Source organism: Agrobacterium sp. 22-221-1 (assembly GCF_053522445.1).
In genome coordinates, this window is sequence record NZ_JBNWCL010000019.1 from 60,073 (window position 1) to 78,471 (window position 18,399).

Annotated in this window: 22 protein-coding genes; 7 read left to right on the forward strand and 15 right to left on the reverse strand. The window is 59.2% G+C overall.

Annotation, left to right across the window (positions count from 1 at the left end):
• Positions 1 to 390 precede the first annotated feature (390 nt).
• The 15 genes from ACQZ5N_RS22115 to ACQZ5N_RS22185 all read right to left on the reverse strand — a co-directional run bounded on the left by ACQZ5N_RS22115 (position 391) and on the right by ACQZ5N_RS22185 (position 11,449).
• Complete coding sequence (locus tag ACQZ5N_RS22115; protein WP_020810649.1) at positions 391 to 1,311, reverse strand: flagellin N-terminal helical domain-containing protein; 921 nt, start codon at positions 1,309 to 1,311, stop codon at positions 391 to 393.
• Between the two features lie 372 nt (positions 1,312 to 1,683).
• Positions 1,684 to 2,421, reverse strand: a complete 738-nt coding sequence (gene fliP / locus ACQZ5N_RS22120) for a flagellar type III secretion system pore protein FliP (RefSeq protein WP_059760555.1) — start codon at positions 2,419 to 2,421, stop codon at positions 1,684 to 1,686.
• Positions 2,418 to 2,918 carry a flagellar basal body-associated FliL family protein gene (locus ACQZ5N_RS22125; RefSeq protein WP_059760557.1) on the reverse strand — a complete coding sequence of 167 codons (501 nt, stop codon included), beginning with the start codon at positions 2,916 to 2,918 and terminating at the stop codon, positions 2,418 to 2,420. Before ACQZ5N_RS22125 ends, fliP begins: the two co-directional genes overlap by 4 nt.
• A gap of 28 nt (positions 2,919 to 2,946) precedes the next feature.
• Complete coding sequence (gene flgH / locus ACQZ5N_RS22130; protein ID WP_020810646.1) at positions 2,947 to 3,666, reverse strand: flagellar basal body L-ring protein FlgH; 720 nt, start codon at positions 3,664 to 3,666, stop codon at positions 2,947 to 2,949.
• Positions 3,663 to 4,199, reverse strand: a complete 537-nt coding sequence (locus ACQZ5N_RS22135) for a MotE family protein (protein WP_004432496.1) — start codon at positions 4,197 to 4,199, stop codon at positions 3,663 to 3,665. Before ACQZ5N_RS22135 ends, flgH begins: the two co-directional genes overlap by 4 nt.
• Positions 4,196 to 5,317, reverse strand: coding sequence for a flagellar basal body P-ring protein FlgI (locus tag ACQZ5N_RS22140; protein WP_004432497.1), 1,122 nt, complete (start codon positions 5,315 to 5,317; stop codon positions 4,196 to 4,198). The genes ACQZ5N_RS22135 and ACQZ5N_RS22140 overlap by 4 nt, the downstream gene beginning before the upstream one ends.
• Entirely contained in the window at positions 5,314 to 5,802 is a 489-nt protein-coding gene (gene flgA / locus ACQZ5N_RS22145; protein ID WP_059760559.1) for a flagellar basal body P-ring formation chaperone FlgA, read from the reverse strand. Before flgA ends, ACQZ5N_RS22140 begins: the two co-directional genes overlap by 4 nt.
• 20 nt (positions 5,803 to 5,822) lie before the next feature.
• Entirely contained in the window at positions 5,823 to 6,611 is a 789-nt protein-coding gene (flgG, locus tag ACQZ5N_RS22150; RefSeq protein ID WP_004432499.1) for a flagellar basal-body rod protein FlgG, read from the reverse strand.
• An 18-nt stretch (positions 6,612 to 6,629) separates the two neighbouring features.
• On the reverse strand, positions 6,630 to 6,965 hold the full coding sequence (locus ACQZ5N_RS22155) for a flagellar hook-basal body complex protein FliE (RefSeq protein ID WP_004432500.1): 336 nt from the start codon (positions 6,963 to 6,965) through the stop codon (positions 6,630 to 6,632).
• Entirely contained in the window at positions 6,962 to 7,381 is a 420-nt protein-coding gene (flgC, locus tag ACQZ5N_RS22160; protein ID WP_020811275.1) for a flagellar basal body rod protein FlgC, read from the reverse strand. The genes ACQZ5N_RS22155 and flgC overlap by 4 nt, the downstream gene beginning before the upstream one ends.
• 3 nt (positions 7,382 to 7,384) lie before the next feature.
• Positions 7,385 to 7,777 carry a flagellar basal body rod protein FlgB gene (gene flgB / locus ACQZ5N_RS22165; RefSeq protein ID WP_004432502.1) on the reverse strand — a complete coding sequence of 131 codons (393 nt, stop codon included), beginning with the start codon at positions 7,775 to 7,777 and terminating at the stop codon, positions 7,385 to 7,387.
• Positions 7,778 to 7,948: 171 nt separating this feature from the next.
• On the reverse strand, positions 7,949 to 8,473 hold the full coding sequence (locus ACQZ5N_RS22170) for a hypothetical protein (protein WP_233283552.1): 525 nt from the start codon (positions 8,471 to 8,473) through the stop codon (positions 7,949 to 7,951).
• Between the two features lie 42 nt (positions 8,474 to 8,515).
• The gene (gene fliI, locus ACQZ5N_RS22175) at positions 8,516 to 9,922 is read right to left on the reverse strand and encodes a flagellar protein export ATPase FliI (protein ID WP_020811273.1); all 1,407 of its coding nucleotides are present in this window, start codon (positions 9,920 to 9,922) and stop codon (positions 8,516 to 8,518) included.
• An 11-nt stretch (positions 9,923 to 9,933) separates the two neighbouring features.
• Positions 9,934 to 10,668 carry a flagellar basal-body rod protein FlgF gene (flgF, locus tag ACQZ5N_RS22180; protein WP_004432506.1) on the reverse strand — a complete coding sequence of 245 codons (735 nt, stop codon included), beginning with the start codon at positions 10,666 to 10,668 and terminating at the stop codon, positions 9,934 to 9,936.
• 1 nt (position 10,669) lies between these two features.
• The gene (locus ACQZ5N_RS22185) at positions 10,670 to 11,449 is read right to left on the reverse strand and encodes a DUF1217 domain-containing protein (RefSeq protein ID WP_448734137.1); all 780 of its coding nucleotides are present in this window, start codon (positions 11,447 to 11,449) and stop codon (positions 10,670 to 10,672) included.
• Between the two features lie 186 nt (positions 11,450 to 11,635).
• On the opposite strand from ACQZ5N_RS22185, the gene motA reads away from it, so the two are divergent.
• From motA to ACQZ5N_RS22220, 7 genes are all read left to right on the forward strand, one after another.
• Positions 11,636 to 12,508: a flagellar motor stator protein MotA gene (motA, locus tag ACQZ5N_RS22190; RefSeq protein WP_004432509.1), complete on the forward strand. Its 873-nt coding sequence runs from the start codon at positions 11,636 to 11,638 to the stop codon at positions 12,506 to 12,508.
• Positions 12,505 to 13,464 carry a FliM/FliN family flagellar motor switch protein gene (locus ACQZ5N_RS22195; RefSeq protein ID WP_035263931.1) on the forward strand — a complete coding sequence of 320 codons (960 nt, stop codon included), beginning with the start codon at positions 12,505 to 12,507 and terminating at the stop codon, positions 13,462 to 13,464. Before motA ends, ACQZ5N_RS22195 begins: the two co-directional genes overlap by 4 nt.
• A gap of 64 nt (positions 13,465 to 13,528) precedes the next feature.
• Complete coding sequence (gene fliN / locus ACQZ5N_RS22200; protein ID WP_425647865.1) at positions 13,529 to 14,068, forward strand: flagellar motor switch protein FliN; 540 nt, start codon at positions 13,529 to 13,531, stop codon at positions 14,066 to 14,068.
• 27 nt (positions 14,069 to 14,095) lie between these two features.
• Positions 14,096 to 15,139 (forward strand): flagellar motor switch protein FliG, encoded by a 1,044-nt coding sequence (gene fliG, locus ACQZ5N_RS22205; RefSeq protein WP_020811423.1) that lies wholly within the window; start codon positions 14,096 to 14,098, stop codon positions 15,137 to 15,139.
• A gap of 128 nt (positions 15,140 to 15,267) precedes the next feature.
• Positions 15,268 to 16,350 (forward strand): flagellar biosynthesis protein FlhB, encoded by a 1,083-nt coding sequence (gene flhB / locus ACQZ5N_RS22210; RefSeq protein WP_004432517.1) that lies wholly within the window; start codon positions 15,268 to 15,270, stop codon positions 16,348 to 16,350.
• A 5-nt stretch (positions 16,351 to 16,355) separates the two neighbouring features.
• Positions 16,356 to 16,793, forward strand: a complete 438-nt coding sequence (locus tag ACQZ5N_RS22215; RefSeq protein WP_004432518.1) for a hypothetical protein — start codon at positions 16,356 to 16,358, stop codon at positions 16,791 to 16,793.
• 308 nt (positions 16,794 to 17,101) lie between these two features.
• Positions 17,102 to 18,394, forward strand: a complete 1,293-nt coding sequence (locus tag ACQZ5N_RS22220; RefSeq protein ID WP_020811422.1) for a flagellin N-terminal helical domain-containing protein — start codon at positions 17,102 to 17,104, stop codon at positions 18,392 to 18,394.
• Positions 18,395 to 18,399: the final 5 nt, after the last annotated feature.

An 18,399-nucleotide genomic window follows, 5' to 3' on the forward strand; every position in this document is an offset into this window, starting at 1 on the left:
TGGCTGATTAAAGAAGGGACATTCCGGTTTCACCGGGAACGGCGCACAGCATCATGCCTGCTAACTGGCTGATTTTTAACGTTAGCTCGCCGTTTCGATGAGCTTAGGTAACGCCAGTTTGGTTAATGAATTGATAAGCGGGAAAAGAAAATCAACATTATGAAAATTCAAAATTACAACTCTCGCGCGTGCGCGCGCGTATCCCGAAATATTTAAAAAAAAGATAAGGCCGCATCCTTATTTGGGATGCGGCCTGTCTGGTGCATTCGGTTCGATTCAGCCTATCGAACCTTTATGCTTTCTGCCCGGATATGCATTTGGTCAGCCCCCGAATGCATGTGGGAAGAAAATGGGTCCCCCAGCCCCGAAGGGCTATGAGAAGTTCAGCTCTTAGCGGAAGAGCGACAGGATGTTCTGCGAGTCGCTGTTGGCGATCGACAGAGCCTGGATTGCCAGCTGCTGCTGCGTCTGCAGAGCCTTCAGCTTGGTGGACTCTTCGTTCATGTCGGCGTCGACGAGGCGGCCAACACCCTTTTCGATGGAGTCGGACAGCTTGTCGGCGAAGTCGGTCTGCAGGTCGATACGTGCAGACAGCGAGCCGAGCTTGGCGCCGGCGCTGGTCATCTTCGTCAGGGCCGTTTCAACGGAGTAAAGAGCGTTGTCCAGGTCATCGGTGCCGACGTTGAGGTCGAGAACGGAGATCTGGGTGTAGGTCTTGGCGCCGACGGTGGTGGTTGCACCGGTAGCGTTCAGGATACCGGAGTTGGCATCGATCGTGCCCGGCGTCGCTTCGGTGTAGAGCATGGACGATGCATCCAGCGCGTAGTCCGTCGTCTTGACGCTGACATTGCCGTTGTCGTCGCGGACGAAGCCGGATACGACCGTCTTGGTGGCGTTGGCGGTGGAAACGAGCCAGTTTTCACCGTTGAACGAAGCGCCCGTGCCGATCGACTTCAGCTGATCGAGAAGCTGGGTAACTTCTTCCTGAATCTTGGTCTTGTCGACGCCTTCTTCCTTTGCGGCAACGACCTTGGCCTTGATCTGGGTGACAACATCGATAGCGGCTTCCATACCGGCAGATGCGGTGTCAACCTTGGCAGCGCCCATGCCCAGTGCGTCAGATACTGCACCGAGAGCCTTGTTGTCGGAACGCATGGTGGTCGCGATCGACCAGTAAGCAGCGTTGTCCGAAGCCGAACCAACCTTCAGGCCGGAAGAAATGCGGTCCTGCGTGGTCGACAGGTCGGAAGCGATGGAACGCAGGGTCGAGAGAGCGGCCATTGCGTTGGTGTTGGTGAGAATGCTTGCCATAATAAATGTGTCCCTTGTTTTTACGAGATACTGGAGTGGGGACATACCGGGTTTGGTATTACCGGTCGCAACGTTTCGGCTTCATGCCACTCGGTTCGGAAATGCTTAGTTTCAGAAACCAAACCCGCTGCGTGTAGAAAGAAATTCGCAGCGAAAAATTGCCCAATTATTAATTTGGTGGCCAAGAAATATTGGAAAATACTTATGGTTACTTTTTGATTTAGTTAAATGGTAATTTTTTTATTTAAAAAGATAGTTACCAAGTCGCCAGAAAAACTGGTAACCAAAGCGTAAAAACGCGCAAAACCCGCGTGTCTGGGCACGCGGGGTTAAAAAACAGGGTTAACGGGTGTCAATCAGGCACAGAGGCCGTCAGTTGAACGATCTGACGAGACTGCCGACCAGCAGGTTCCAGCCGTCGATCAGCACGAAGAACAGGATCTTGAACGGTAGGGAAATCGAGGTCGGCGGCAGCATCATCATGCCCATCGCCATGGTGATGGTGGCGACGATCAGATCGATGACCAGAAACGGCAGGATGATGAGAAAACCGATCTCGAAACCGCGCCGGATTTCCGACAGCATGAAGGCCGGAACGAGCACGCGGTAATCGACGACATTGTCGGTCATCACTTCCTGGCCGCGCTCGCGGGCGATATCCACGAAAAGCTTCAGATCCTTGTCACGCGTATTGGCGTTCATGAAGGTGCGGAAGGGTTCCGCGATGCGCTGCACGGCCTGCTGTTCGTTGATCTGGTTCTGCAGAAGCGGCTGCACGCCGTCGGTCCAGGCTTTGTCGAAGGTCGGCGACATGACGTAGAAGGTCATGAACATCGCCATCGACAGCAGGATCATGTTGGACGGGGTCGAAGCCAGTCCCATGCCGGATCTGAGGATCGAAAAGGCGATCACGAAGCGCGGAAAGCTCGTGACCATGATCAGGATGCCCGGCGCGACCGAGAGAACCGTCAACAGGCCGAAGGTGCGGATGATCCATGCCGCGACGGAGCCGTCTATCTGCGTGTTGAACAGATCGGACGGGAATTGCTGGGCACTGGCAAGACCCGGCAAGGCAAGGAGGACGGCGATGGTTACAAGAAATCGAATCATTCGATGACAAAGGTCCGGAACATGACCTTGGATACGCGTCCTTGAGAGCGCAGGTCAACTCGTTCCTGAATGTCATCCTTAAGATATTGAAAGCCGCGCGGCCCTTCCAGCTGCTGAAGGGAAACGGTGCGGACATAGGCCATGATGTCCTGGTGGATATCTTCCGCCAGACCCACCTCGACCGGCCCCTTGAACATCAGCGCCACTTCCAGCCGCACCCAGTTCGTCGCGGGATAGGCGAGGTTGGTGGTAATGGGATCGAGCTGGACGATGCCGTTCGCCTCGGCCGAGATTTTCTCGATCCCCTCTTCCTTTTTCTCGCCATGTCCGCCAGCGGCAGCCGGGGCGTGGGCCTCCGCGCCGGCGATCTTCGGCGCGATCATGCCGCCCACCAGCCAGCCGCCGCCCGCGCCGAGCAGGGTGAGGATCGCAACGCCTGCGATGGTCATGACCAGAGGGGAGGATTTTTTCTTGCCCTCAGCCTGTTCGTTTTCCATGGGTCAGTCCCGTTCCCGTGTGCCGAGGTCAGAGCGGCGAGAACAGGTCGACGACCTGTTGCCCGACCGGGGGCTGCTGCACTTCCGTCAGACGTCCGCGACCGCCATAGGAGATGCGCGCTTCGGCGATGCGCTCGTAGGAGATCATGTTCTGTGCATCCACATCCTGCGGCCTGACGATACCGCCGACATTGAGGATGCGGATTTCGTGGTTCACGCGCACTTCCTGCGAACCGCTGATGATGAGGTTGCCGTTTTCCAGAATGCCGGTCACCACGGCGGCTACCAGCAGCGTCAGCTTTTCAGAACGCTTGGTCTTGCCCTTTGCCTGGGTGTCGGTGTCGGAACCGTAATTGATGCTGGAATCGGCCTTCGGGTTCCAGCCGAACACCTGCGCATCCGCCTTCCAGTTCAAACCGCTGGAATTGGTGCGGTTGCGCTCGGTCTCGTTGTCGAAATCGGCCTTGTCGTTGATCTGGATGTTGACGGTCAGGATGTCGCCGATGTTGAGCGCGCGCAGATCCTTGAACAGGGCGCCCTGGCTGTCGCTCCACAGCGAATAGCCGCTCGCCATGTGTTTCGGCTGCTTCGGATACATGCCCATTTGCGGCGTCTGGCTGAATTGCAGACCGCTGCCGATCGGGCTCATCGCGGGTGCGTTGCCGATTTCCTTCAGGGTCTGGTTGTTCTGGCAGCCGGCAAGCAAAGCGAGCGGCAGGAGGAGGGCCGGAAGACGACGCGTGCTCATGAAGGATCCTTCGAAGTGTTTTTATCGGTTGCCTGCGACATGATGCCGGCGACGACAGCGGCCTTCTGCGCATCCATCTCGCTAAGGATGAGGCCCGACTGGCGCGGGGGCAGCTGCATGATGATGGCGGCCGCTATTTCCACATGCATCTTTTCGAGCTGGGGCGCGGCGGCATCGGCCTTCATCGTCTTGTAGATATCGACGAGATTGCTCTTCGCCTGATTGAGGAAATGTTCGCGGCGGGCCAGCCAGTCCTCATATTCCGCCTTGCGGTCTTCCAGCACGGCAATGCGCTCGTTGACGTCGGACTGCAGCTTTTCCAGCTCCTGCTTTTGCAGCAGATAGCGCTGGTCGCGGGCCGCATCGGCGATGTTGGTGCAGAATTTCTGAATTTCATCCTGCGTGCTGAGTTCCGAAACCACGTTCTGCTGGCTTTCGGCGCCAGCGGCGGGAAGCAGGAAAAGCAGCGAGGCGACGGCCGCGAAGCGGACAAGGCCATTCGGGAAAGCGTTGTTCTTGCGAGTTTCCATCATTGCAGCACAAGCTCCGCCTGAAGGGCGCCGGCGGATTTGATGCCTTGCAGAATGGCGATGATGCCGTCCGCCTTGAGCCCGATGCTGTTGAGACCGGCAACCAGCGTACGAAGGTCAGGCCCTTCGACGATGGCGACCTTGCTGCCTTCCTGCAATGCCATGATATCCGTCTGCGGCTGCACGGCCGTCTGGCCGCGTGAGAATGGCGCCGGCTGGATGACCTGCGGCGATTCCGTCACCTGCACGGTCAGCGTTCCGTAGCTGACGGCGACGCGGGAAATGCGCACATCCGCGCCGATGACGATCGTGCCGGTGCGCTCGTTGATGACGACCTTGGCCGGCGTATCCGTTTCCACGGTCAGGTTTTCGATTTCCGCCATCAGCCGGGTGAGATCCGCGACGCGGGGCTTCTGCACCGCGATTTCCTGCGAATCGCGCGGCTCGGCGATGGGATCGCCATAACGGGCGCGGGCAAAGGCGTTGACGACATCGGCGACGCGCACCGCCGTCGAAAAATCCGGATTGCGCAACTGAAGGACCAGATTGACCGAATCCTTGAACTTGGACGGCAGCTCCCGCTCGATGATCGCGCCATTCGGCACGCGGGCGGAGGTGGTGACGCCCTGCGTCAGCGTCGCGGCATCGCCCTGCGCCGAAAAGCCGTTGACGATCAGCGCCCCCTGGGCGACCGCGTAAATCTGGCCGTCCGCGCCGGAAAGCGAGGTCATGATGAGCGTGCCGCCGCGCAGCGACGAGGCGTCACCCAGCGAGCTGACCGTCACGTCGACACGGCTGCCGGGGCTGGCGAAGGGCGGCAGATTGGTCGTCACCATCACGGCGGCGATGTTCTTGGCGTTCGACTGGCCGCCCTGCGTGGTGATGCCGAGATTCTGCAGCATCGCGCGCATGGATTGCTCGGTAAACGGCGAGGAGCGCAGGCTGTCGCCCGTGCCCTGCAGGCCGACCACGAGACCATAACCGATCAGCTGGTTGTCACGCCCCGCCTGCAGCGATGCGATATCCTTGATGCGGGATGTATCCGCGTGCGCTGCCGGAACGGAAAGGAAGGGCTGGGCCGAAAACAGAATGGCCGCGGCCAGGATACGAAGCACTCTCATTTCGCCATCACCTGAATGGTTCCGTCCTTCATGACCGTGCCGTTGACGATGACGCCGGAATCGATGTTGCGCACCCGCACGATTTCGCCGAGCGAGCCGTCGGTCATCGGCGTTCCCGAAGCCATCAGCGTCATATTGCCGATGGTGAAGACGAGTTTGACGCTGGTGCCGCGCACCACCAGCGAGGGTTCGCGCAGGGCGGCAACGGGGATCGTGCGTCCGGGAAGCAGGGTCTGCTTGGAGATCATGCCTTCCACTTCGCTGATATCGCTCGCATAACCCGAGGAAATATTGGGATTGGTCACTTCCACCGGCTTCACCTGTTCGGGCGTGATCGTCTCGCCTGGATAGATCGTGCGGGTGGGAACCAGCGCCATCGGCGCCTGGGCAAGAGCGGGCGTCAGGGCGCCCAGTGAAAAGGCAGACGCAAGGCATATACGGACGAGCGCCGTTCTGCTGCTGCTATGTTTCCGGCCAAACCTCATGTTCGCCTGCCTTTCCGTTCTTACTTCAGGTTCTTGCTGACAATCGAAGCCATTTCGTCAGCGGTGGTGATGACCTTGGAATTCATCTCGTAGGCGCGCTGCGCCGTGATCAGGTCGGTGATTTCCTTGACGGCGTCGACGTTCGAGCCTTCGAGGTAGGATTGCTTGATGTAGCCGTAGCTCGGATCGTCAGGCACGCCGATCACCGCGTCGCCGGAAGCCGGCGTCTGGGCGAAGAGGTTGTCGCCGAGCGGCTTCAGGCCGGCTTCGTTGGCAAAGTTGGCGATGGTGAGCTGGCCGAGTTCGGTGAATTCCGTGGCATTGCCGATACGGGCGGTCACCTGCCCCGTGCGGGTAACGGTGATGTCCTGCGCATCGGTCGGGATATTGATGTTCGGAATGACGTTATAGCCATCGATCGTCACCAGATTGCCGTCGGCATTCTTGTTGAAGGCGCCGGCGCGGCTGTAGAGCGTCGAACCGTCCGCCGCCTCGATCTGGAACCAGCCCTGGCCGATGATCGCGACGTCCAGCTTGTTGCCGGTCTCGATCAGGTTGCCCTGGGTGTGGATGTTGCGCACGGCCGAGGTCTGCACGCCGAGGCCGATATTGGCGCCTTCCGGCACGATCGCCTGGTTGGCGCGGTTCGGCACGCCCTGCATGCGCTCGGTCTGGTAAAGAAGATCGGTGAACTCCGCACGCGCGCGCTTGTAACCGGTGGTGTTGATATTGGCGATGTTGTTGGCGATGACTTCCAGATTGGTCTGCTGGGCGTCCATACCGGTGGCAGCGATGGCAAGAGCTCTCATGTCAATATTCCTGCTGGGCTAGATCTGCATCTTGGTAATGTCGAGATAGGCCGACACGATCTTGTCTCGGAGTGCGATGGCGGTCTGCAGCGACTGTTCGGCCGAAAGCATGGCATCGACCACTTCACGCGTATTCGCCTTGCCCTGAATGCCTTCGAAGGAAGCGACTTCCGCCTTCTTCAGATTGTTCATCGCATCCACCGACATATTGCCGAGAACGCTGGCGAAGCTGGCGCCCGTCTGCTGGGCGGGCGTCGTCTGCTCGCTGCCGAAAACGCTTTCCGTCAGCGAGGAAATGCCGCTTGCGCCGCGGGTGAGCGAAAGGGAACTGACTTGCTTGATACCGTCGATCATTGCGATGCCTTCAGAAGGTCGATTGTGGAGGCGACGAGGTCGCGTGTCTGGCGGATGACCTGAAGATTGGCGTCGTAGCTGCGGTTTGCTTCGCGCATGTCCGCCATTTCGATCAGGATGTTGACGTTCGGCATCTTCACCATGCCGTTGCTGTCGGCGGCCGGATTGCCGGGATCGTATTCGTTGATGAAATCGCCACGGTCGACGCCGAGCTTCTTCACCGTCACGCGCTCCACGCCGCTGACACGGTCGAGCTCGGAACCGAAAGTGATGGTCTTGCGGCGATAGGGGTCGGCGCCGGGGGTGTCGCCGGTCGATCTGGCGTTGGCGATGTTTTCGGAGACGATGCGCAGTCGTGTGGACTGCACTTCCAGGCCGCTGCCGGCAATCTTGCTCGCCGCACTCAAGGGATCCATGGTTTACCTCTTAACCGTCATCAGCATCATGCGATGGAAGGATTTGACGAGATTGGCGTTCAGCTCGTACTGCCGCTTGATCTCGCCGGTCTTGGTCATTTCTTCCGCAAGCGCGACCGAATTGCCCGATTCCTGCATGCCGATCTCGTTATTGACCGGGTTGTCGCGCACCGCGATGTTGTCGCTGAGGGTGCTCTCGCCGAAGTGGGCAGGGTTGGTCCTCGCCATGCCGACCTGCTGGCTGGTGGCCTGCATGACCGCTTCGAAAGGGCTGACATCCTTGGCGCGGAACTTGGGGGTGTTGGCGTTGGCGATGTTGGTCGCCACGACTTCCTGCCGCACGCTCAGCCATTCCGCTTGGCGGGATGCCAGATCGAACAGTTGAATCGGTTGCATAGACTTCTCCATCTCGTATGGCCCGAACCTACGGGGCTAATCTTGCGTCAGACTTGCGGAGAGGGGAGAAGGCGCGGAACGGCGCAAGACGCGGATATGGATGCGGCCTGCCCAAACAAAAAAAGGCGCGCCGGCAGATGCGGCGCGCCTTTCGAACCAGAGAAAGATCTTCTATTTTTCAGGGCGATAGGTTTTCCCGGAAGACGTCTCTATCAGCCACTCGCCATTGCGCTGCTCGATCTTCGTCAGCAACGCATTGTCCGGCAGCGTCGAGCCGACCCTCACCATATACATGCCCGAACCGTCCTCGATCAGGGCGCGCCCGTTGGAAACATGCAGCAGACGGAAGGAGGTCTGGCCGGGGAACGGCTGATCCTCGATCCCGGCTGCCAGATTGTTCTGTTTTTCCTTGCCGCCTGCGTTCACGGTCGCCGTCGTCAGCATGTCGGGCAGCTCCGCCGGCGGCGGGGTGTCTTCCTTGTTGCGGTTGGTCATGGCCATTGGCGAAACGCTGAAGACTTCCCGTGGGCCGGTATGGGGCAGATCGCGGGTGCGGTCGCCGCCCGCCACCTTCATGCCGAATTTTTCTTCGTTGAAAAACACGTACCAGGGGAAAAAGGCTGCTGCAGCCGCAAGCCCGATGCCCGTCCATGCGAGAATACGGTCGGGCGTAAAGAAAACGGGCCTGGGCAGCACGTCTTCATCATGGCTAGTGTCGTTCCGCTTCTTGTTCACGGGTCAGCCTCTCATTCTCGGGTTTACTTGGGGCTGGCCATTCTGTGCTCCCCCGCGCAATGCGGTCGCCAGATCGGCATAGGCATCCTGCGCCGCCGGTTCGCTCGGCAGCTGTTTCAGCGTTTCATAGATGATCGGGACCTGCTTCACCGCCATGTCGAGATCAGGATCGGTGCCGGGCCGATAACCGCCGATGAGGCGAAGATCGCGCGTTTCCTCGAAGCGATGCACCAGCGCCTTGAGGCGCGACACCAGCTTTTCCTGATCCGGCGTCCAGGCCTTCTTGGCGAGACGCGAGATCGAGGCGAGCGGATTGATCGGCGGGTAACGACCTTCTTCGGCAAGGCTGCGGTCGAGCACGATATGGCCATCGAGAATACCGCGGGTCGAATCGGCAATCGGATCGTTGTGATTGTCGCCATCCACCAGAATGGAGACGATGGCGGTGATGGTGCCGGTGCCTTCCGCGCCCGGTCCCGCCCGCTCCAGAAGGCGCGGCAGTTCGGTGAAGACCGAGGCCGGATAGCCGCGCGCCACCGGAGGCTCTCCCGAAGCGACCGCCACTTCGCGGATCGCATGGGCAAAGCGCGTCACGCTGTCGATGATGAGAAGGACATTGTCGCCCTGATCGCGAAAATGTTCGGCGATGGTGACGGCGGAAAGCGGGGCCATCTTGCGCAGCATCGGGCTTTCATCGCTCGTCGCGACGACGGCGATGGACTTGCTCATATTCTCGCCCATCGTGTCTTCGATGAATTCGCGCACTTCACGGCCGCGTTCGCCGACAAGCGCAATCACCACCTTGTCGAAGGCGTCTGCCTTGGCGAGCATCGACAGCAGCGTGGATTTGCCCACACCGGAACCGGCAAAAATGCCGAGGCGCTGGCCGAGGCAAAGCGGCGAGAAGATATCGATTGCGCGCACACCGGTCTTGAAAGGCGTCTCCACCCTTTTGCGCGTCATCGAGGGTGGCGCATTGTTGGAAATCGAACGGCGCTCGATGCCGGAGGCCAGCGGCCCCTGGCCGTCGATAGGTTCGCCGAGCGCATTGATGGTGCGTCCGCACCAGCTGTCGTCGGGCGAGACGCGGAAGGCGCCCTTGCGGATGACGGTGTCGTGAATGCCGATCGGCTCGCCGGGCTCGATGGGGCAGACATAGCAGATGTCCGGTTCCACGCGCACGACTTCGCCGAGATGAATGCCGGTCGCGCTGCGATGGGCGACGAATTCTCCAAGCCGCACATGCCGCGACAGGCCGGAAACCGTATAGTGCCCGGCGGCGATGGTGCGGACATGGCCGCCATGCGCCACCGAAAACTCCGGATCGGCATAATGCCCGGCGAGGCTGGCGAGCTGTGCGAGCTTCGGTGAAATGGCGTCAGCCGAGAGCATGGATTCCGGCATTGTCATTACTCAGTTCCTCAACGCGCGCCGCCAAGCGTCTTGATGCCTTCGCCGAAGGTCGATTCGGTATCGCGCATCAGCGAGGAGATGCTTTCAAAGGCGCGGTTGACCTGGATGAGCTGGGTCATCTGGGAAATGCCGTTGACGTTCGACTGTTCGAGATAACCCTGAACGACGCCGACTTCATGATTGTTGACCACCGGAACCGGCTGGGCCACCGGCTTCACGCCGCTATTGGGATGACGCAGGAACCCTTGCGAGAAATCCGCCTGGAAGATGCCGAGGGTAGCGACGATGTTTTCGTTCTGCCGGATGGCGCCGTCGAGACCGACGGTGATCGGGCCGCCATTCGGATTGAGCTGGATCGGACCGCCGCCGGCATCGAGAACGGGATAACCGTTCGAGGAGATGAGCGCGCCGTCTGGACGCATGGTGAAACGGCCGTCGCGGGTCAGAATCTGGCCGTCGGGCGTATCCAGCGAAAACCAGGCGTCGCCCTTGATGGCGAAATCGAAGGAATTGCCGGTCTGCTCGAAAGCGCCCTGACGGGTGGAAAGATAGTCGTTGCCCTGCGAAACGAAGGCCACCCGGGCATTCATGTCATTGTGGTTCTTGGCGACCATTTCGTCGAATTTCACTTCGGAGCCGCGGAAGCCGACCGTGTTCACATTCGCCATGTTGTCGGAAATGGTGGTGAGACGGCGCTCCAGCGCGATCTGCGAGGACAGGGCGACGTATAGTCCGGATTGCATATCATTTGCCTCCGAGTTTCAGGGAGTTGATGGAGATCAGCAGGTCGGGTGAAATGCCGTAGCCGCTGGAGGAGCCGAAAACGGCGAGAGGGTCATAGGTCGTCGAGGGGTTTTGCATTTCCCACATGATGGTGAAACGCTCGAGCAGCTTGCCGACCTTTTCGGGATCCTGCAGATCCTTGATATCGATGGTTTTTTCGATGAGCGCCGCCTGTTTGTCGACATCGGCGGCGGCAAATTCGTCGGGAAGGTTGTAGGCCGTACGAAACACCTGCGCGAGCGCATCGTCCGCCAGAAAGTCGAGGCCGGATGTGATGGTTGACGCCTTGCGTTCGAAATAAAGGGCGAGCCGGACGCCGTTATTGTCGTCGCCGGCTTCCTGTTCCAGCGTCTGGCGGGTGTATTTGCCGATGACGCCCGATTTGGCGGCCTCGGTGGAGGTTCCCGCGGCCCCCAGGCCGGCAAAATCCAGCGACTTCGCAAAATCCGAATAACGGCTGTCGGAAAGCTTGTTGGCGAAGGCGTCCTTGTCCGAGGTGCCTTCCGTCAGCACCTTGCGGATGAAGGCCTTCGCATAGGCCATGTCCTCGAGCCCGTGGGCTTTCAGCGCGTAATTGTAAAGGCGCGTATCGGCCATGAAGTCGTCGATGGATTTCACATCGCCGATCTTCGCGCGATAATATTCGGTCTCGCGCGCCACGTCGGGCTGCTCCGACACCCGCTCAAGCGATTTGCCGATATCCTGACTGATCAGTCTGTAGCTGGTGTAGGTGGAAGTCACTGAACCGCCGCTCTCGTTTGATCCCGATCTCAAGGCGCACGTCCGCCTTTGCCGGCATAGTGCCGTGGCTTGCTTGTGCGAAACTGGCTGGAGGCGGCAGCGCGGGAGAGGCTTTGCGGACAGGTTCACGCAAGCCACATTTTTTAGACATGGCGGCATGGAACACTGTTCGGGCGTGGTCGATCAATGAATATTGTAATTGGACTTATAATCACCTTCGGCTGCATCATCGGCGGCTATATGGCGATGGGCGGTCATCTGGACGTGCTGATTCAGCCGTTCGAATTGATGATCATCGGCGGCGCCGGTCTCGGCGGCTTCATCATGGCGAATCCCATGAAGGTCGTGAAGGACTCGGGCAAGGCGCTCGGCGAGGCCTTCAAGCATTCGGTCCCGAAGGAGCGAAACTATCTCGACGTGCTCGGCGTGCTTTATTCGCTGATGCGCGATCTGCGCACGAAATCGCGCAACGAGATCGAGGCCCATATCGACAATCCGGAAGAATCCTCGATCTTCCAGAGCGCGCCCTCGGTTCTGAAAAACAAGGAACTGACCTCGTTCATCTGTGACTATGTCCGCCTCATCATCATCGGCAACGCCCGCAGCCACGAAATCGAGGCGCTGATGGATGAGGAAATCGAGACCATCCTGAACGACAAGCTGAAACCCTATCACGCGATCACCACCATGGGCGATTCCTTCCCCGCCATCGGTATCGTCGCGGCGGTTCTCGGCGTCATCAAGGCCATGGGCAAGATCAACGAATCGCCGGAAGTGCTGGGTGGCCTGATCGGCGCCGCACTCGTCGGCACCATGCTCGGTATCATCCTGTCCTATTCGATCTGCAACCCGCTGGCGTCGCAGGTCAAGATCGTCCGCACCAAGCAGCACCGCCTCTACATCATCGTCAAGCAGACGCTGATCGCCTACATGAACGGCTCGGTGCCGCAGGTCGCACTCGAATACGGCCGCAAGACCATCTCCAACTACGAGCGGCCGTCGATTGACGCCGTCGAGCAGGAGATGATGAACCCCGGCGGCGAAAACAAGGCGGCATGACGATGGCAAAAGCTGCAGCGCAACAAGCACCCGCCATCGACACCGCCCTGCTCGCAAAATTGACGGGAGGGCTGTCCGACCGCAAGACGATCGCCAAGATCGGTTCCGATATCGGCCATCTCTACAGCGAATTCCTGCCTGATATCTTCCACAGCGAGACCGGCATAGCGATCGACGTCGAATATGTCGGTTCCGAATCGGGACTGATGACAGACCTGATCGCCAATGTCGGGCGCAATGTCGCGGTTGCCGATTGTTCCCTGCGCAACTGGTGCCCCAATTTCATGATGACGGTCGGCAACGGCTTCGTCATCGCGCTCATGGAGCGCATGCTGGGCGCGTCGCCGGACATGATCGGCGAACCGGACGAGCGCAGCCTGTCCCATATCGAGCTCGACCTCGCGGCCATGGTTCTCGGCCGCATCGCGGGTGTCCTGCGCTCCGGTGTCAACGCGCCGGGCGGTTTTGAGGCGGCCATCGATCCGCCGTTCAATTCCAACGGTAAAAGCGCCTTCGACGAGATGATCGCCGGCCTTTACGGCGTGACCATCCGCCTGAAGATCGATATCGGCAAGGTATCGTCGGAATTCTCGCTGATCGTGCCGCAGCGACCCCTGCTCAAGACCTCCATTGTTGCCCCCAAGGCTTCGGCCCAGGCGCTGAAGAAGCAGGAGGAATGGATGGAGATGATTTCGGAGCAGGTGAAGCGGTCGCAGGTAACGCTCGAGGCGCGCATCAAGCTCGAAACGCTGACGCTCAGGACGATCTCGAAGCTGGTGGCCGGCGATGTCATTCCGTTCCAGTCTCTGAAGCAGGACGATATCGGCGTCGAGGTCAGCGCCAACGGTTCCAAGCTCTACAATTGCGAATTCGGCAAGTCCGGCGACCGCTACATGGTTCGGGTGAAGAACAATGTCAGCACGGACGACGAGATCTTACGACATTTGATGGGTTAAAATCCTGCCCGGCCTTCGGGGATTTGGGCAGGCTGACGCAAGTTTCAAAGGGAATAATCAGCGCATGGCTACGAAGAAAACACCTGTGACCGATGATGCGGCGCTGCCGTCGTTTGAAGACGGCGGCGACCTCGACCAGGCTATCGGCGATCTGCGTGGCGTCCTCAAGACGGATGCGGAAGGTTCGCTCTCCGATTTCGGCGACTTCGGCGATTTCGGAAGCACGGACGAGGCTTCGACGGATACCGACCTTTCCGCTTTCGGTGGCGGAACGGCCGATTTTGGGATGGATGATTTTGCCGCCGCCCCGCAGGTTGCGGGCGTGAAGGCGCCGCTTGGCAGCGGATTGTCCGAAAACATGGAAATGATCATGGACATCCCGATCGATGTCCAGATCGTTCTCGGCACCAGCAGAATGCTCGTTTCGGGGCTGATGAGCCTTGAAGAAGGAGCGACGATCGCACTCGACCGCAAGATCGGCGAGCCGGTCGAAATCATGGTGAATGGCCGCCGTATTGCGCGCGGTGAAATAACGGTTCTGGAAGACGACGATACGCGCTTCGGCGTAAAATTGATTGAAGTACTGAGTACGCGAAAAGCCTGATCCCTGTGGGGACGGAGAGGAAAGACCATGATGGACTTCGAGGATTTCGGTAACCCCCTGGCAGGGAAACCGTTGTCTCAGGCCGACAAGGCGGCCGCGGTGCTTCTTGCCATGGGCAAGGGCGTCGCCGGCAAGCTGCTCAAATTTTTCACGCAGCACGAATTGCAGATGATCATTTCCTCGGCCCAGACCCTGCGCGTCATTCCTCCCGATGAGCTTGCCCAGATCGTAGCCGAGTTCGAGGACCTGTTCACCGAAGGAACGGGTCTGATGGACAATGCCAAGGCAATCGAGAGCATTCTCGAAGAAGGCCTCACCCCTGAAGAGGTGGACAGCCTTCTCGGCCGCCGCGCGGCCTTCCAGGCCTATGAAGCATCGATCTGGGACCGCCTGCAGGAAGCCGAGCCGGAATTCGTCGGCAAGTTCCTGCTGCGCGAACATCCGCAGACCATCGCTTATATTCTTTCCATGCTGCCCTCGTCCTTCGGTGCGAAGGTTCTCCTGACCATTCCGGAAGAGCAGCGCGCCGATATCATGAACCGCACCGTCAACATGAAGGAAGTCAGCCCCACGGCTGCCCAGATCATCGAGAAGCGTGTGGTCAACCTCATCAACGAAATCGAAGCCGAGCGCAATGCCGGCGGTTCCACGAAGGTTGCCGATCTGATGAACGAACTGGACAAGCCGCAGGTCGATACGCTGCTCAGCTCGCTCGAGACGCTCAGCAAGGAAGCCGCAAACAAGGTCAAGCCGAAGATCTTCCTCTTCGACGACCTCATGTTCATGCCGCAGCGCAGCCGCGTCCTGCTGCTCAACGATGTTTCGGCCGATGTTCTGACGATGGCGCTGCGCGGCGCCACGATGGAAATCAAGGAATGCGTGCTCTCCAGCATCAGCCCGCGCCAGCGCCGCATGATCGAATCGGATCTTGCGGTGCCGCAGGCCTCAATCAACACCCGCGAAGTGGCAATTGCACGCCGCGCCGTCGCGCAGGAAGCGATCCGGCTCGCCAATTCCGGCCAGATCCAGCTGAAGGAAGCCTCCGCGGAGGAACAACCGGCCGCGGCTTAAGCGGAAGCCGGTTGATAACCCGCCCTTACGGCGGAAGCGGCCATTGCGATGGCCGGTCACGGACGCTAGTTTCGGGAATGACGGCCTGCCGGGATCGGCGGGCCTTTTTTTGATCCCGGGGACGTGCCTTGGCAGACGATCAGGACAAGGACAGTAAAACAGAAGCCCCGACGGAGAAAAAACTCCGCGATGCGGCGGAAAAGGGCAATCTTCCCTTTTCCCGCGAAGTGCCGATCTTTGCCTCGTCGCTTGCCTTTTATTGTTACCTGGTCTTCTTCCTGCCCGATGGCGCCGGTCGTCTTGGCGTGACATTGAAGGACCTGTTCGGCCAGCCCGAACAGTGGGACCTCAGCACCCGGCCGGATGCCCTGTCGCTATTGTATTTTCTCGGCACCTCGATGGCCTATCTGCTCATGCCGGCGATGATCATGTTCATCGTCTTCGGGCTGGCCTCGTCGTTTTTCCAGAACCTGCCGTCGCCGGTGCTTGAGCGGGTGCGTCCGCAATGGTCGCGCGTCTCGCCGGCGAAGGGCTTCACGCGCATCTACAGCAAGCAGGGTTTCGTTGAATTCGGCAAATCCGTATTCAAGATCATGATCGTTTCGGTCATCATGTTCCTTGCCCTGCGTGGCGATTTTTACAGCCTCATCGATCTGATGTTCTCCGATCCGCAGGTGATTTTCGTCCGGGTGGTCGAGATCGTCAAAAAGATGATGGTCGTGATTCTGCTTTCGACCGCGCTGCTTGCCGCCGTCGACGTTTTGTGGACGCGCCATCACTGGTTCAGCCAGCTGAAGATGACGAAGCATGAGGTGAAGGAAGAATACAAGCAGTCGCAGGGCGACCCCGTGGTCAAATCCCGCCAGCGCTCCATCGCCCGCGACCGTGCCCGCCGCCGCATGATCAACAATGTGCCGCGCGCCACACTTGTCATCGCCAACCCGACACACTTTGCGGTGGCGCTGCGTTATGTTCGCGAAGAAGGCGACGCACCTGTTGTCGTCGCCAAGGGTCAGGACCTTATCGCATTGAAAATCCGCGAGATTGCGGAAGAAAACAATATCCCCGTTTTTGAAGACCCGCCGCTTGCACGCTCCATGTTTGCGCAAGTCTCGGTAGATAGTGTGATTCCACCAGTCTTTTACAAGGCTGTGGCTGAACTCGTTCACCGGGTTTACGCCATGAAGTCATCGAAAATACGGGTTCAATAAAACCAATGAAAAAATCCGCCTATTCCGAACAGCGGGAGATGATCGTCGCAGAGGCGATCAACCCGATCGCCACCGAACTTCGATTGTTAGACCCGGCCGACCTGATTTCGCTGCTCCGATTCGAGTGCTACGGCAGTATCGCCGACCTCGTTTCATCGGCTGCGGAGCTTTATTATCATCCCGGTACGATCAATTTCGGCGCCGGCGGCGAATATAAGCTCGAATGGGAAGGCGCGCCGGAGATCGTCCTCGATCTCGAACTGAAGCCGAAGGGCGCCACGGTCTATGCGCGATTGACGCTCGCCAACGAACATGCGGCGATTGAGATCAATCACGTCTCGTTTCAGAACCCTTCCGAAAATCCGGACGAGAACACCGAGTTTCTTCGTCAAAGCCTGACGGCTGCCCGATTCGTGCCCACCCGTCAGGGCGAAGCGGCTTAACCGGATCGCCCGCTCCCTATTTCCGTCATCTCCGTTGCGCGCGCCGAAATCGCGGGCGCAACGGCCTCGTTCCGGTGCGTTTTAACCCGAGCTTGCCTGAAGCCTGCCGGTTTATGCGAAACCCGGCTGCGAAAGCGAGGAACGCCTTGCAAATCAGTCTCGTTGTTTGTTACCTATCGCATTAACGATTTGTTAACGAACGGCAGGTCGCGGTGGTCGGTTCAGACCATTGCCGATGCGCATGATGCCCCTGCTCGTTGTCGGCACAGCGCCGGATTTTTTCTTAAATTTTGAGTTGGGTGGACCCCATGACCAGCATTTTGACCAATGCGGCGGCAATGGCCGCGCTGCAAACCCTGCGGATGATCGACAAGAATCTGGAAACGACGCAGGCGCGCGTGTCCTCCGGCTATCGTGTCGAGACTGCGGCGGACAACGCGGCCTACTGGTCCATTGCAACGACGATGCGCTCCGACAACAATGCGCTTTCGGCCGTGCAGGATGCTTTGGGTCTGGGCGCCGCCAAGGTCGACACCGCCTATGACGCGCTTGAAAGCACGATCGAGGTCGTCAAGCAGATCAAGGCCAAGCTCGTTGCCGCCTATGGCGTCGGCGCCGACCGCAGCAAGATTCAGGATGAAATCAAGCAGCTTCAGGAACAGCTGAAAAGCATCTCCGAATCGGCTTCCTTCTCGGGTGAAAACTGGCTGCAGGCCAGTATCAGCAACGGTGGCACGCCGCCGGTTGAGGAATCGATCACCAAAAAGGTCGTTGCATCCTTCACCCGCACAGGCTCGGGCAATGTCGGTGTCACCACCGTTGACTACACGCTCGACAGCAGCACCGTGCTTTTCGACCTCAGTGGCGGAAAGCTCGGTATTCTCGACAAGAACGCTGTTTTCGTCAGCAAGACGGAATACGAAGTCACCCAGACGTCGACGACCGCCGGCACGGCGACGGAGGCGGGTTTTGTCGTACCGAAGCTCACCGATGCAGAAATCGGCGCGTTGAATGCCGCGACGACGGATACGAATACGGATCCAAATGTCTATAGCGACGGCACCGCCAATTATCTCCGCCTTGCCGAAAATGTATGGGTCAAGGTGACGGGGACGGATCCGTCGAGCGGCGGCACCACCGTTTCTCCCGCCTATCGCGACACCAGCAGCAATGACTGGTTTTACGATACCAGCAGCGGAGCGGCTTCCGCCGATCGTTCCCTCGGCTTTTCCGTCTCCACCCTCGATCTCGGCAATCTCGATATCGTTGCCGCAGCCATGGGCGGTTTTGCCGGCGGCGGCACGACCTATACCGACGCAGACGCCATCGACATGATGATGTCCTTCGTCGACGGGCAGCTTGAGGCGATGACCAGCACGGCTTCCAGCCTGGGTTCGCTGCAGAGCCGCATCAGCATGCAGGACAACTTCGTTTCCAGCCTGATGGATGTGATCGACAAGGGCATCGGCCGTCTCGTCGATGCCGACATGAACGAGGAATCGACCAGGCTGAAGGCGCTGCAGACGCAGCAGCAGCTCGGCATCCAGGCGCTCTCCATCGCCAACGCCAATGCGGAAAATATCCTCCAGCTCTTCAAGTAACGGGT